The organism is Vibrio sp. 1151_11 (assembly GCF_029478525.1).
Taxonomy (GTDB): Bacteria; Pseudomonadota; Gammaproteobacteria; order Enterobacterales; family Vibrionaceae; genus Vibrio; species Vibrio anguillarum.
On the sequence record NZ_SHMN01000008.1, the window covers coordinates 87,867 to 102,276 of the forward strand.

General features: G+C 44.6%; 10 protein-coding genes. 5 read left to right on the top strand and 5 right to left on the bottom strand.

The genetic code is table 11. From position 1 onward, the window contains the following. Positions 1-129: 129 nt before the first annotated feature. The 3 genes from rsmC to hemL all read right to left on the bottom strand — a co-directional run bounded on the left by rsmC (position 130) and on the right by hemL (position 3,915). Positions 130-1,173 (bottom strand): 16S rRNA (guanine(1207)-N(2))-methyltransferase RsmC, encoded by a 1,044-nt coding sequence (gene rsmC / locus EXZ60_RS08250; RefSeq protein WP_017043556.1) that lies wholly within the window; start codon positions 1,171-1,173, stop codon positions 130-132. Between the two features lie 84 nt (positions 1,174-1,257). Then, on the bottom strand, positions 1,258-2,343 hold the full coding sequence (locus tag EXZ60_RS08255; protein ID WP_094125595.1) for an AI-2E family transporter: 1,086 nt from the start codon (positions 2,341-2,343) through the stop codon (positions 1,258-1,260). Between the two features lie 276 nt (positions 2,344-2,619). Then, positions 2,620-3,915, bottom strand: a complete 1,296-nt coding sequence (hemL, locus tag EXZ60_RS08260) for a glutamate-1-semialdehyde 2,1-aminomutase (protein WP_026028237.1) — start codon at positions 3,913-3,915, stop codon at positions 2,620-2,622. Between the two features lie 322 nt (positions 3,916-4,237). On the opposite strand from hemL, the gene erpA reads away from it, so the two are divergent. From erpA to EXZ60_RS08275, 3 genes are all read left to right on the top strand, one after another. Further along, positions 4,238-4,579, top strand: a complete 342-nt coding sequence (erpA, locus tag EXZ60_RS08265) for an iron-sulfur cluster insertion protein ErpA (protein ID WP_026027518.1) — start codon at positions 4,238-4,240, stop codon at positions 4,577-4,579. Positions 4,580-4,705: 126 nt separating this feature from the next. Beyond that, positions 4,706-5,812 carry an efflux RND transporter periplasmic adaptor subunit gene (locus EXZ60_RS08270; RefSeq protein WP_277435542.1) on the top strand — a complete coding sequence of 369 codons (1,107 nt, stop codon included), beginning with the start codon at positions 4,706-4,708 and terminating at the stop codon, positions 5,810-5,812. Positions 5,813-5,820: 8 nt separating this feature from the next. Further along, positions 5,821-8,919 (top strand): efflux RND transporter permease subunit, encoded by a 3,099-nt coding sequence (locus EXZ60_RS08275; protein ID WP_277435543.1) that lies wholly within the window; start codon positions 5,821-5,823, stop codon positions 8,917-8,919. Between the two features lie 51 nt (positions 8,920-8,970). Here the strand turns inward: EXZ60_RS08275 and EXZ60_RS08280 are convergent, their stop codons facing one another. After that, positions 8,971-10,263, bottom strand: a complete 1,293-nt coding sequence (locus EXZ60_RS08280; RefSeq protein ID WP_017048386.1) for a peptidoglycan DD-metalloendopeptidase family protein — start codon at positions 10,261-10,263, stop codon at positions 8,971-8,973. A gap of 129 nt (positions 10,264-10,392) precedes the next feature. On the opposite strand from EXZ60_RS08280, the gene tyrS reads away from it, so the two are divergent. Then, on the top strand, positions 10,393-11,580 hold the full coding sequence (gene tyrS / locus EXZ60_RS08285) for a tyrosine--tRNA ligase (protein ID WP_013857629.1): 1,188 nt from the start codon (positions 10,393-10,395) through the stop codon (positions 11,578-11,580). A 489-nt stretch (positions 11,581-12,069) separates the two neighbouring features. After that, positions 12,070-12,915 (top strand): magnesium transporter, encoded by an 846-nt coding sequence (locus EXZ60_RS08290; RefSeq protein ID WP_026027515.1) that lies wholly within the window; start codon positions 12,070-12,072, stop codon positions 12,913-12,915. On the opposite strand, the gene dacB is transcribed toward EXZ60_RS08290, so the two are convergent. Further along, on the bottom strand, positions 12,894-14,336 hold the full coding sequence (gene dacB / locus EXZ60_RS08295) for a serine-type D-Ala-D-Ala carboxypeptidase (RefSeq protein ID WP_277435544.1): 1,443 nt from the start codon (positions 14,334-14,336) through the stop codon (positions 12,894-12,896). The two genes, EXZ60_RS08290 and dacB, sit on opposite strands and share 22 nt — an antisense overlap. Positions 14,337-14,410 lie beyond the last annotated feature (74 nt).

The following is a 14,410-nucleotide window of genomic DNA, read 5'->3' on the forward strand; positions in this document are numbered from 1 at the left end:
AGAAAACCTAAAGTGACGAAATTAACGAGTTTTTTTACTTTGACAAGTAAGTCCTGTGGAAAGCGTGGTCACTAACACAAAATTGGTAAAAATCATTCAGTTTAGTGACCAATTGAGAGTGGATTACACTTATTGTTGCGACTTTTGTAATGTTTTTTTTGCGTGGTAAATGATGAATTTGTTAGTTTTATTTAACACCTCGCAATGACCATAAGCCTGTTCAATCAGCGGGGTATATTTAAGAAAACTGTTGGCCACAATAAAAAGTTCGCCTTTCGCGGTTTGATGGCTTGGTGCGTTCGCCAGTAAGGCTTCTGTCGCACTATAGCTGGTCTCTAATCCGGAGTGGAAAGGGGGGTTTGAGACTATAAATTGGTAATCTTTAGCGGTATCTGAGTAGACATCAGAGGCAAATACATTCCCTGATATGTTATTCGCTATCAAGGTTGCTTTGGTTGATTCAATCGCAAGCGCGCTGATATCGCACAGTTCAATCTCGATATCTGGGTTTAATGTAGCCATTACTGTACCCAGGACACCAGCACCACAACCAAAGTCGAGAACTTTACCCCTCAGTTTAGGTAGTGTATCAAGTAACAGTTGGCTGCCGAGGTCAAACTCACCATGACTAAATACGCCAGGTAAACTTTTTACAATCAGTGAGTGTTGCTGATACTGCACCTGATAAGTTTTGAACCAGTCTGCAATTTGGAAGCTCGGTGGCTGCTGAGTGCATTGCCCCCAATAGAACGAACAGCGTCGAGCTGAATCATACTTTTTAACCAGCCCATAAGCTGCAAACATTTTTTCAATGCTTTTTATGCCCGAGCGGTTTTCACCTACCACCACAATCTCAGTCTCTTTGCCCAGTTTGGCCAACAGCATTGCAAGCAGATATTCAGCTTCCTGCTTCGCTTTGGGCCAGTAAAGCAGAATCATGTCAGCATCGGTTTTTTGCTCAAATTGAGCGCCAAAATGACATGTAATTTGCGGATAGGATTCGAGTTGGCGGTAGTAACCATAATGAGTGGTGAACACCGAAACAGAGCGACAATGATTGGCTAACTCTACAGGAAATAAATCCTCCGCTTCCCCAGCCACTAAAAGATGCTTTCCTTCGAAATAAGCAAGCTGACGTTGGGCAATTTGACTTGGTGCGGTGTAACTGGACATAGTGGGCTCTGCGCTAAAAAAAGAGGGGCAGATTCTCGCACAGTCTGCCCCTTGCTTCTAGCTTGATCGTTAGTAAGTCAAAAGTTAGCTATTATCTTGTTGATTGAGAAAACCTTTAAACTCTTCCTCATAAATATTAAACAGCACCATAGTGATGGCAAAAATGAGTGGGCCGTAAATTAACCCAATCAGGCCAAACAGCTGAATACCACCGAGCAGAGAGAAGAAGATCATTAAGGTGTTCATACCCGCGCTCCCTTGCATTAAAAAGGGCCGCAATAAATTATCAATTGAGCCTACAATAATGATACTCCATAGGGCCAAGAATATGCCCCATGTGCTATCTCCGGTTAGAAAGAGATAAACAGTGGCTGGAATCCATATCAGAGCAGTACCAACAACCGGAATAAACGAAGCAAACCCCATCATGGTGCCCCAAAATAACCCAGGGAAACCGGCGAGCCACATACCAAACCCACCCGCAAAGCCTTGCGCTATTGCGGTTAAAAATGACCCCATGACAGCCGATTTGGAGACTTGCTCAATTTCGCAGAGCAACCTGTCTTCTTGACTACGCGACAATGGCAAGATGTGCCTAAGAGCGCTGATGAGCTTATCGTGATCACGGAGTAGGAAAAACAACACGAACAGCATTAAGAAGAAATCCATCAAAAAACTGGTCGCATCACCCAGCACTTTTGCGCTAATACTGACCAAGTTGGTGCCAAATGAACTGGCAAATTGCCCCACTTTTTGTGCGATTTGTTGTGGCTGAATTTCATCAAAGGGCAAATATTGATTCGCAATGGCGAGTCCTTTGACAATCCAAGGATGAGCAAAGGCGGTTTGAATGCCACCATGAGTGACCCATTGGTACATGTTCTGAGAAAATACCGACCCTTGCTGCACAATAGCAGCAAAGACAAACAGCAGTGGAATCACAATAATAAACGTCAAAATAATACACGAGAGAAACGAGGCGGTATTTTTGTATTTGGGGATTTTTCGTTCGAGCCACTCATGAATGGGAAACATCAATAACGAGATGATGAAAGCCATGACAATCGAGTTGATATAAGGTGCAATCAACAGATAACAAGCAATAGCCGCAGCGACAAGTGCCGCAATGAGCACCCAGTGGCTAGAGGTGATTTTCACTTTTTCTGACACGTTGTTAATCCAACCTTGTAAAGTAATAGGGTTATAATGACTGCAAATCAGCGTGTTATCAATGAGGAACTGATGAGATGGGATGTTGTGATAATGAAAAAGGGTGTCAAAACCAGCATAAAAAAAAGTTGAAGCTACCGTGGTTTGCCATCAGCATGATGGCGTTGGTCGTTTTAGTGATTTATTACTGGCAATGATAGCTTGCTTATTGAGTCTGAAATAAATAAAGGGCTGACCTACAGCCCTTTATACTATGATGAGTCTGCCTAATGGTGCTTATTCCGCTTGAGCTGCCATCATCGCAAAACAGCGATCGGCCGCTTCTAATGTCGCTTCAATTTCTTTGGAGCCGTGCGCCAAAGAAGTAAAACTTGCTTCAAAAGCTGAAGGCGCTAAATAGACACCATGATCGAGCATCAAATGGAAGAAGCGCTTGAAACGTTCAACATCACATTTTGCGACTTCTTCATAACAGGTGACGCGTTCTTGATCGGTAAAAAAGAAGCCGAACATGCCACCAACTTGGCTGACCAGCAAAGGAATACCGTGTTTGTCTGCGAGTTCTTTGAATCCATCAGCCAATTGCTTTGTTTTGGCCGCGAGACGTTTTTCATTGCCTTCTTCTTTTAGAAGCGTCAAGCAGGCATAACCCGCAGCCATAGCCACAGGGTTACCTGATAGCGTACCAGCTTGGTACACCGGGCCCGTTGGAGCGATGTATTGCATCACATCACGGCGTCCACCAAAAGCGCCAACAGGCATACCACCGCCAATCACTTTCCCTAGCGTTGTTAAGTCTGGTTTGATGTTGTAGTAAGCCTGTGCACCACCTAGTGCAACACGAAAACCTGTCATTACTTCATCAAAGATCAGCAGAGCGCCTTCTTGGTCACAAATCTCACGTAAGCCTTCATGGAACCCTTCTACTGGTGGAATGCAGTTCATGTTGCCCGCGACTGGTTCGACGATAATGCAGGCTATTTGGTCTTTATTGGCCGCGAACAATTCACGTACAGATTCTAAATCATTAAAAGTGGCGGTCAGTGTATGTTTAGCAAAATCAGCAGGCACACCAGGAGAGCTTGGCTGGCCTAATGTTAAGGCGCCAGAGCCTGCTTTTACTAGCAAACTGTCCGCATGACCGTGATAGCAGCCTTCAAATTTTAAAATTTTATCGCGCCCAGTGAATCCACGAGCTAAACGAATGGCGCTCATCGTCGCTTCGGTACCGGAACTGACCATACGCAACTGTTCCATCGATGGAACCAGCTCAGAAACTAATTCTGCCATATCGATTTCCATCTCGGTCGGCGCACCAAAACTGAGACCGCGCTGCGCTGCGCCTATCACGGCTTCACGAATGACCGCGTGATTGTGGCCTAGTATCATTGGCCCCCAAGAGCCGACATAATCAATATAAGCTTTGCCATCAGCATCAAAAATCAACGGGCCGTCTGCGCGGTCGATAAAAATCGGCGAGCCACCAACTCCGTTAAAAGCACGTACAGGAGAGTTAACTCCACCGGGGATTGCACGTTGTGCCTTTTGATAAAGCTCTGCTGATTTGGTCATGGATTTATCCTCTTCTGCTTGTTCGGACCAGTTGGTGTCGCATTGTATACCCAAACTCACCAAAGACACTTTTTTTCACTCATTTTCTGAGCTCATTCACAGCCAAATAAGCGCCGTATAGTGTACAACTCACGCGACAGTGAGTGTTTTTTCAGTGCATAATGCCTCGATAGTTGGAGTTTTAGCTTAAGTGACGGTGAATACTTGAACGAATAGGTCAGGTATTAGATAATCATTGCATTATTAAAAAAGAATCACCTTTACAGGCATAAGTTAAGCATAATAAGTCTGACAGGTATTAACACGAGTGAGAGAGGCCATCGTGAGTGAAGTAAATGTACCATTGTCATTTTCTGATACTGCAGCACAACGCGTAAAAATGTTGATTGCTGAAGAAGAGAATCCAGCGCTAAAACTGCGCGTTTATATTACTGGTGGTGGTTGTAGCGGTTTTCAATATGGGTTTACCTTTGATGAAAATGTAAACGATGGCGATACCACAATCGTTAATAGTGGCGTGACATTAGTGGTTGACCCGATGAGCTTACAATATTTGATAGGTGGCATTGTCGATTACACAGAAGGCCTAGAAGGCTCTCGTTTCTTTGTCAATAATCCTAATGCAACAACAACATGCGGTTGTGGTGCATCATTTAGTGTTTAACTAAAAAAGGTTCGATGCACAATTAATCTACTGTAGCTAATTAAGCTTAATAGCCCTACGTATTTGGATGTTATGTAGGGCTTTGCCTTAACCTTAAGAAGGCAAGAACATAATAAAGGATTATTTATGCCTGATACCAAAATCAGCCGTTCATCTATTGGCCGCTTTTTTTCGCAACGACCTTGGCTACTCTCGACGATTTTTATTTTACTTCTCTGTTTTTGGTTAGGTTTTGGGGCATTGAAAGCGGAAGAGCCCCGGCAAACTGCCAATGACACCATTCCTTTTGCGAAAGTTATTTATCAATCTTTTGAGGCTGAATTGACCGATAAGCATATCGATCTTTACGGTCGGACCGCACCTAATCGTCAAGCAAAAATTGGTGCTGAAATCGCAGGGAAAATTACTCAGATATTGATAGCAAAAGGACAGCCTGTCAATAAAGGACAACAGATCGTCTTAATCGATCAAGCTGATCTAGCGGCTCAATTAGAGAGTGCGCAAGCCTTGTTCAAACTCAAACAAAAAGAATTCAGTGCCGCTGAGTCGTTAAAAAATCGAGGTTTGCAAGGCGAAGTGGCCTTTGCTTCGGCGCAAGCCGCTTTAGCGGAAGCCAGCGCTGTGCAAAGTCGTGCCCAATTGGCTTTACGTAATACGTCAGTTGTGGCTCCCTTCGATGGCATTGTTCAAGACATATTGATAGAAAAAGGCGATTTTGTCGGAGTGGGTGACCCGATGGTCACCTTTATTGATCTCAGTAAATTAGTGATAGAAGCTGATGTCAGCGAACGACACATCCAAAAAATCAAACAAAACCAAACCGCTCGTGTACGTTTTATCGATGGTTCTATTATCGATGGCAAGGTTCGTTATATTTCTCGCGTCTCATCACCTACCACCAACACGTTTGCTATCGAAGTGGAATTAGACAATCCCAATCAAACGATCCCCGCGGGTGTGAGCGCTGAAGTGGAGATGAGTTTAGAAACACAACTGGCGGTGAAAATCACGCCTGCCATGCTTGCGCTTGATGATCAAGGAAATTTAGGTGTTAAAACACTGCAGCAAGATCGTGTTCGCTTCATCCCCATTCAATTGGTAAAAGCGGAGCAAGATGGTGTGTGGCTAACTGGGCTAGGGGATACGGTGGATATTATCACCGTTGGGCAAGGTTTTGTTCGAGATGGTGATCAAGTGATTGCGGTCAAGAAACCTAACCACTCAGCGCAGTAGGGGGCGCCATGTTTTCTATTATTGATGCGGCGCTCTCTCGCTCGCGCACTATGTTATCGCTGCTGATTTTTATCTTGATCGCTGGCGTGGCGACCTATTTTTCGATCCCTAAAGAATCGAGCCCTGACATTACTATTCCTATTATTTATGTCTCCGTAAGTCATCAAGGCATATCACCGAGTGATGCTGAGCGCCTTATCGTGCGGCCCCTAGAGCAAGAAATGCGCTCTATTGAAGGCGTAAAAGAGATGACGTCGAATGCTTCCGAAGGGCATGCTTCTGTAGTTTTGGAATTTAACGTTGGCATTAACCTTGATAAAGCGATGGCGGATGTGAGAGATGCGGTCAATTTGGCCGAGCCGAAGCTACCCGCAGACAGCGATGAGCCGACTGTGAATGAAGTGACATTGGCATCAGAGCAACCGGTATTATCAGTGGTGCTTTATGGCACTTTACCAGAGCGAGCCATCGTACAAATTGCAAGGCAGTTGAGAGACAAATTAGAAAGCTACCGACAAGTATTAGAAGTTGATATCGCTGGCGATCGCGAAGATATTGTTGAGATCATTGTCGATCCCCTATTGATGGAAAGTTACGGACTCGATCAAGGCGATATCTATAACTTAATCGCACTGAATAATAAAGTCGTTGCGGCGGGTTTCGTCGATACGGGCTACGGACGTTTTTCCGTAAAGGTTCCTTCAGTTTTTGAATCCTTGAAAGATGTGTTAGAGCTTCCGGTGAAGGTTGATGGTAAGCAAGTAATCACCTTTGGCGATATCGCGACCGTCAGACGAGCATTTCGGGACCCCGAAAGCTTTGCTCGTTTAGATGGCAAATCGGCGGTGGTGTTGGACGTTAAAAAGCGTGCTGGTGAAAATATCATCGAAACCGTTGAGCTAGTAAAAACGGTAATGAGAGAGGCGCAAAAACGGGAAGATTGGCCAAGTAATTTGTTGGTGAAATACACGTGGGATGAGTCGAAAGACGTTGAAATCATGCTCAACGATCTACAAAACAATATTCTGTCGGCCATTATTTTAGTCGTGATCGTGATTATCGCTATTTTGGGAATGAGGACGGCGCTGCTGGTTGGTATATCAATACCAGGCTCATTTTTGACCGGATTACTAGTCTTGTCGGTGTTTGGACTAACCGTCAATATTGTCGTGTTATTTGCATTAATTATGGCGGTTGGCATGCTGGTTGATGGAGCCATAGTGGTAACTGAGTTTGCTGATCGGCGCATGCAAGAAGGTGTGCCGCGTAAAGAAGCGTATCGAGATGCCGCAAAACGGATGGCATGGCCGATTACCGCATCAACTGCTACCACTTTAGCCGCTTTTGCTCCTCTGCTTTTTTGGCCGGATATCACGGGCGAGTTTATGAAATACTTGCCTCTCACGCTTATCGCTACACTGGCTGCTTCACTGATTATGGCACTGCTTTTCGTACCTGTGCTGGGAGGCTTAATTGGCCGACCGCAACATGCTTCGGCTGCCAGTCAAGCGCGGATGATTGCTTTACATGAAGGTGATTTTGCTCAAGCGACGGGCATCACTAAGCTCTATTATCACACGTTGGCCATTGCGATTCGTCACCCACTTAAAATATTGTTTAGTGCGATAGTGCTCGCGATTGTGATTGGCTTTGCTTATGCCAAAGCAGGGCTCGGTGCCGAATTCTTCCCAGAGGTGGATCCGCCTTATTTCACCGTTAAAGTTCGCTCTTATGGCGATCTGTCCATCCAAGAAAAAGACACCTTAATGCGAGAAATTGAGCAGGTGATGCTTGGTCATGAGGAATTTGAGAGCGTCTATACTCGAACGGGGGGAGAGGATGAAATTGGCCAGATTCAAATTACCCCTGTTGATTGGCAATATCGCCGCACCGTCAAAGCGATTATTGAAGAGCTTAAAAGCACTACAGATCAGTTTTCAGGGGTGGAAATCGAGTATAAATTTCCAGATGCAGGGCCACCAGTTGAGCATGATCTGGTGATTGAAATGTCGGCGCGTACTCCTGAAAATCTTAATGAGGCCGCTAAAATGGTCAGAAAGTGGGCTGATAACAATCCCGCGTTGACTAATATCAGTGATACCTCAAATAAAGAAGGGATTGACTGGCGAATTGATATTCGACGTGATGATGCTTCTCGATTTTCAGCCGATGCGACATTGGTGGGTAACACAGTGCAATTTGTGACTAATGGACTAAAAATTGGTGACTACTTGCCTGATGATGCAAACGAAGAGGTCGATATTCTGGTGCGGTACCCAGAGGATAAACGAGATATTGGTCGATTTGATCAGTTGCGGGTCAACACACCCGCAGGTCTGGTGCCGATAACCAATTTTGCGCAGATAAAACCGGATCACAAACAAGATACGATCAAACGGATTGATGGTCGACGGGTTATCGATATTATGGCGGATCTAAAGGAAGGGTATAATCTGGCCCTTGAATTGCCGAAAGTTACTCAAGCATTGTCGGAACTGAATTTACCTAATGGGGTGGAGTTTAAATTACGAGGGCAAAATGAAGAGCAGGAACATTCCTCAGAATTTCTAAAAAATGCCTTTTTGATCGCGCTGGTGGTTATGGGGTTAATTCTGGTTACGCAATTTAATAGTTTTTACCAAGCATTCCTCATTTTAAGTGCAGTACTGTTTTCAACGGTCGGAGTATTTGCAGGTCTGCTGATTTTCCAAAAACCTTTCGGCATTATTATGTCAGGTATTGGGGTCATCGCCTTGGCCGGCATCGTGGTGAATAACAATATCGTATTGATAGATACTTATAACCAACTGATACGCAGAGGCTTGTCAAAACAAGAGGCCATTTTACGCACTGGTGTTCAGCGTTTAAGGCCCGTTTTATTGACCACAGTGACGACTATTTTAGGGTTATTGCCAATGGTACTGGAGATGAACATCGACTTGATTAACCAGAAAATTGAGTTTGGCGCTCCCAGCACGCAATGGTGGTCACAACTCGCCACGGCCGTTGCGGGAGGCCTTGCTTTTGCCACTGTCTTAACGTTAGTACTGACGCCTTGCTTGTTGATGTTGGGGCGTAAGGAACCACCACCTACTCTTGAAGAGTAATCTGCTCAATCATTACACTATGAGGCCCACATTATTGGTGGGCCTTTTTTATTATTTATTGGCATAGAGTAATTGGCTATAGCGTTCTAGCTTCCCAAGCCTAATTTGAGCATTGGCGATAAAGGTGGTTTTTGCTTGGCCCGTTAAGGATTTAGATTGCGGTAAAGAGACCGTTCTAGGGTTTTTGTGTACACCGTTGACCAAAAATTCATAGTGGAGATGAGGGCCGGTGACTCTTCCAGTCCCTCCTAAAGTACCAATCGTTTGTCCTTGCTTGACTCGTTGACCAGTTTTGACCATACGTCGTTGTAAGTGTAGGTATTTGGTAATGTAGGTGTTGCTGTGACGAATAAACACATAATTACCATTAAATTGGTTGTAACTTGATTTCTCAACCACACCATCGCCGGCGGCCCAAATTGGGGTACCAACTGGCGCGGCATAATCGGTTCCTCTGTGTGCGGTGACTTTTCCTGTGACGGGGTGGCGACGCACAGGATTGAAATTCGATGTCACGCGACGAAAATCGATCGGTGAGCGTAAAAAGGCCTTTTTCATGGCCCGGCCATTTTCGTCATAGTAATTGCCTGTTGCATCGTCCAATATTGCTGTGAACGTCGTACCTTGGTTGGTAAAGGCGGCGGCAATAATATTTCCGCGGCCAATTACCTCACCTTCCACCACCTTTTCTTGGAATAGCAGCTTAAATTGGTCACCTTCACGAATATCTAACGCAAAATCCACATCCCAACCAAATATACCCGCTAACTCCATGATTTGGTTTGCCGTTAAACCCGCGCTTATCCCCGCATTCCAAAAATTTGAAGTAATGATCGCTTCGGCATAGTTGTACTGGAACATCAGCTCTTTTTTATCAAACTCAGAAGTAAAGCCATCGCCCGACTTAGTGATACGAAAGGTTTCAAAGGCGCTAATAATGCGATTGAGTTGAACAAGTTCATTATTTTCATCAAAGCCAAATTGCAGCTCATCTCCTGGCTTAAGTCGTGAAAGCTGGCTGTCAATATCACGATTTGTTGCCGTGAGTTGATAGAGTAAGCGAGCCGAAAGCCCAATTCGCTGAAATAATACGGCGGCACTTTCACCCGATTTAACTTGATAAGTTTCCCAACGCAGCATGGTGGAAGGCGAGATAGATATTCCCGGAGAGAGTGCTTCTGCGTTAATGGTTAATGGATAATGGCGACCAATTTCTAGACGATTCGGATCCTGAGCGAGATCTTCAGGGTTTGGCAGAAATAGCAGCGCGAAAACCATGAGTGCGCTTAAAAAGGCGATGAGGATTCGATGCACCCAAGGGAGACGAGCGAAAATTGAAAGCATATTTAGGTTCGTTTAGTAAATTATAAAGAAATTAGCCAGTTCGTTAGTCTAACTGGTTTCAAAAAGCATCGCTATTCAAGTAAGATGTTCAACTATTAAATTTTGCCAAATCTGTAGGAGTGAACAAGAATGGCGAGTATTGAAGCGGCTTTAGCTGAAATTAAACGCGGCGTTGAAGAGCTAATCCCAGAAGATGAATTGATCGCGAAACTGAAAGAAAACCGTCCACTGCGCATTAAATTAGGTGCTGATCCAACGGCTCCAGATATCCATCTTGGACATACGGTGATCCTCAATAAATTACGTGCATTTCAAGATTTGGGCCATGAAGTCACCTTTTTGATTGGTGATTTCACGGGTATGGTTGGTGACCCAAGCGGTAAAAATACTACGCGTCCACCGCTCACTCGTGACGATGTTTTGCGTAATGCTGAAACCTATAAGACACAAGTGTTTAAGATCCTCGATCCGGCTAAAACGAAAATTCAGTTTAACTCTGAATGGTTGTCTCTATTGGGCGCGGAAGGCATGATCCGTCTTGCATCGAACCAAACAGTGGCACGCATGCTAGAGCGCGATGATTTCAAAAAGCGCTACGCTAATGGCCAGCCTATTGCCATTCATGAATTCATGTATCCACTCCTACAGGGTTATGATTCAGTCGCAATGGAGACAGATGTTGAGCTTGGCGGTACTGACCAAAAATTCAACCTATTGATGGGCCGTGAACTGCAAAAAGCACATGGTCAAAAACCACAAGTTGTCTTGATGATGCCACTGCTTGTTGGTTTGGATGGCGAGAAAAAAATGTCCAAATCAGCGCACAACTACATTGGTGTCAGTGAATCGCCAAGTGAAATGTTTGGCAAAATCATGTCGATCTCTGACACATTAATGTGGAGCTACTACGAGCTGCTTTCTTTCCGTCCATTGGAAGAAGTCGCACAGTTCAAAGCTGATGTTGAAAATGGCACGAACCCACGCGACCTCAAAATCTTGCTGGCGAAAGAGATCATTGCACGTTTTCACTCTAAAGAAGAGGCAGATGCGGCTGAGCAAGAGTTTATCAACCGCTTCCAAAAAGGTGCGATGCCAGAAGAGATGCCAGAATTTGAATTTGCAGCGGGTATTGCTATCACTAACCTGCTCAAAGAGGCGGGTTTAGTGGCTTCAACGTCTGATGCGATGCGAATGATCAAGCAAGGCGGTGCCAAACAAGATGGCGAAAAAATCGACGACAGCAAAAATGTACCAGCCGCGGGGACTTATGTTTACCAAGTCGGCAAGCGTAAGTTCGCACGAGTTACTGTAAAGTAAAAATCACAGTAAAGTGAACCGTCTATTCATCAAAGCGCCTAAGGGCGCTTTTTTGCTGGACCTGATCTTGGCATATTAATTAGTCATTAAATCTCCAATCTGAATGGTGGTTTTTTGTGATTGAGTATGGTTGAAATTGAAACGCATTGGATGCAAAGATCAGAGTGTATTTCGCCAAAGGCTTTGGTACAATTTGCGCACTGCTAATTGAGCAGTACTTTCGGAGATTTTTATGAACAATACCGACCATCCCCCTAGTATGAAGGGAGAAAAATAACCGCTTTCGGTATTGGCGATCTTCGCTCCTACCTTCAGTGGTAGGGCTTATCTTTTCTGATTTACACCTCTCGATTTTTCTCCTGCTCTCTAGTTTGAGATGAAAACCTATCTATGAATTACATTGATGAACAATGACGTCATTGCTCATGAATATATTGCATTTGGGTATCATTTCGATGGTCGTTACCTTTGCCAATCGGGAGATTCGCCATGACGGTAATGAGCAACATTTATATTGAAAATTCACCTAACTTTTCTTTGGAAGAGATTGGTGCGGCTCGTAATGCATTTTTGCAGTACGAACAGCAAAAACAGGTACATTTATTGGCAGTGATGCCTATCGAAGAGGCAGTGGCGATTTTACGTCACTGTACTATTGGTTATGTTCAGCAACTACTCAGTGAATTAGATAAAGGGGGCTATGACATTCGCGCTCGCCATTACGCTAACCAATTGGGGTTTATTTACTCAGAAGTTGAAACGGCACAAAGCTATTTAACCACTAGCGTGATTGAACATGTGAAGCAGCGCATTGGCTGGATTATTGTATTGGCACTACTTGGTATCGTATCCGGGCTGATTATTACCCAGTATGAAGATACATTGAGCCAGCTTGTGCTCTTAGCTGTGTATATGCCTGTTATTGCCGCTGCAGGTGGGAATACTGGCTCGCAAGCTGCGACGTTAGTCGTGCGCGCGTTAGCGGTTGGTGAGTTACGCAAACGTCAATGGTTGCGTGTATTGTGGAAGGAGTGCCGTGTTGCGGTTTGCCTTGCGTTGGCTATCTCTGCGGTGATGGTGGCTCGCATTATGTTGTTTAGTGATGCCAACTCAACCGGAGGCTTTCCACTAGAAAACATTGCGTTTGCAATTGCGGTTGCGCTCTTTATCCAAGTCACCATTTCAACGACAATTGGCGGCTTATTACCCATTGCTGCGCGCGTTTTTAACTTAGATCCTGCGGTATTAGTTAGCCCTGTACTGGCTTCTATCGTCGATATTTCGGGTATGTGGATCTACTTTAACGTGGTGAACTATTCATTAGGACTGAGCTGACTGAACTTAACGACATCTTCAAAGAAGAGCGTCTCAAATTGAGCAATTGGGGCGGTAACACTAGTGTTATCGCCTTGATCTTGCGGATAATAATCAGTGATGAATTGAACAAATAATGTACTCGGTTTTCCTTGTTTATCTAAACCGAAGCCCGCCATGTTATGCGTTCCATAAAGCGAACCACTTTTGGCAATCAGCTGCCCTTGTACAGCTTGGCCACGCATACTACGTCGGTACTGTAAGGTACCGGATTCACCTGCTTTAGGCATGATGTCAATAAGCTTAAGGGTTTGATTATTAATCCAAATGTAATTCAGCACATCCACCATATTTTGTACTGACAGGCGGTTGTTACGTGATAAACCCGAACCATCAGCCAACTGAGCTTGTGCCAAGTTGATGCCTGTTCGAGAAAAAAGGATCTGCTTGATCGCCTCGGTGCCATTACTAAAACTGCCTGGTTGAATAAAAAAATGCTGGCCAAGTGTTTTGGTTAAACTGTCAGCAATCAAATTGTCAGACTCTTTAAGCATCATTTCTAACAACGGGTACAGTGGCATAGATTGATGTGTTGCTATCAATGAATCCTTTTCTATGCTCAGTTCATCTTGCTTTACACCCAGCTTAACCTCGCCTAGTAATTCAATGCCCACTTGTTTGAGTTGCTTATAAATCATACGTGTGGCGTATAAGTTTGGGTCTTGCACGGCAAACTTTAGTGGCAGAGGTTGTGTTCGCTCGGCCAAACAGCCGTCGAGCTGGTAATGGTTCTGCTCTGAAGTACGCAGTTCTAAATCACAGCGAGCGCTCTCTTGTTCAGTCTTAGTAACACTTCTTGCGTAGCTGGTCACGTGAATGGGATAGTGCTCAGGCACATAAACCCGAGTTTTCCCGTTTGGTTGCGTATAAATAGAGGCTTGCACACAATTACCATCCAGAGTGATTGCACTTGATGGGGCGCTATAGCATACCCCCAGAATATCCCAAGGTGATCCAACCGCGCGGTCGTAACCTGAAAAGGCTGAATTATCTAACCAAAGGTTGCCTTTTATTTGTGAGATGCCCTGTTTTTTTAGCTCGCTGAGTAGCTGCTTCATATCTTGGCTGGTTAACGTAGGGTCGCCAGAGAAGTGAATAACAATGTCATCGCCATGTTGAGTTAGCTGAGTCGTGAAGCGAAATTGTTCGCTAAGCTCTAGCGTGGCGGCAAGCGCGGTGAGCATTTTTAAAGTGCTGGCAGGAGGGAAAAGCGTTTGTATGTTATTAGTATCTTGAAAAACCTGTTCAGTGGCTAAAGAGTGAACGAATAAACCCACCCGAGTACCTTGTGGCAGTGTTTGCAAAGGCGTATACGCCAAAGTCGATAAAGGAAAGAAGAACGAGAGGATGAATAAAAAAGCACTGCGGTTTAATAAGAGCATAACACGGCATTTCAGGGCGGAGTGTGCATACAGTATAGCGAGATAAAAAAACGCCTGCTAGCAAGCAGGCGTTT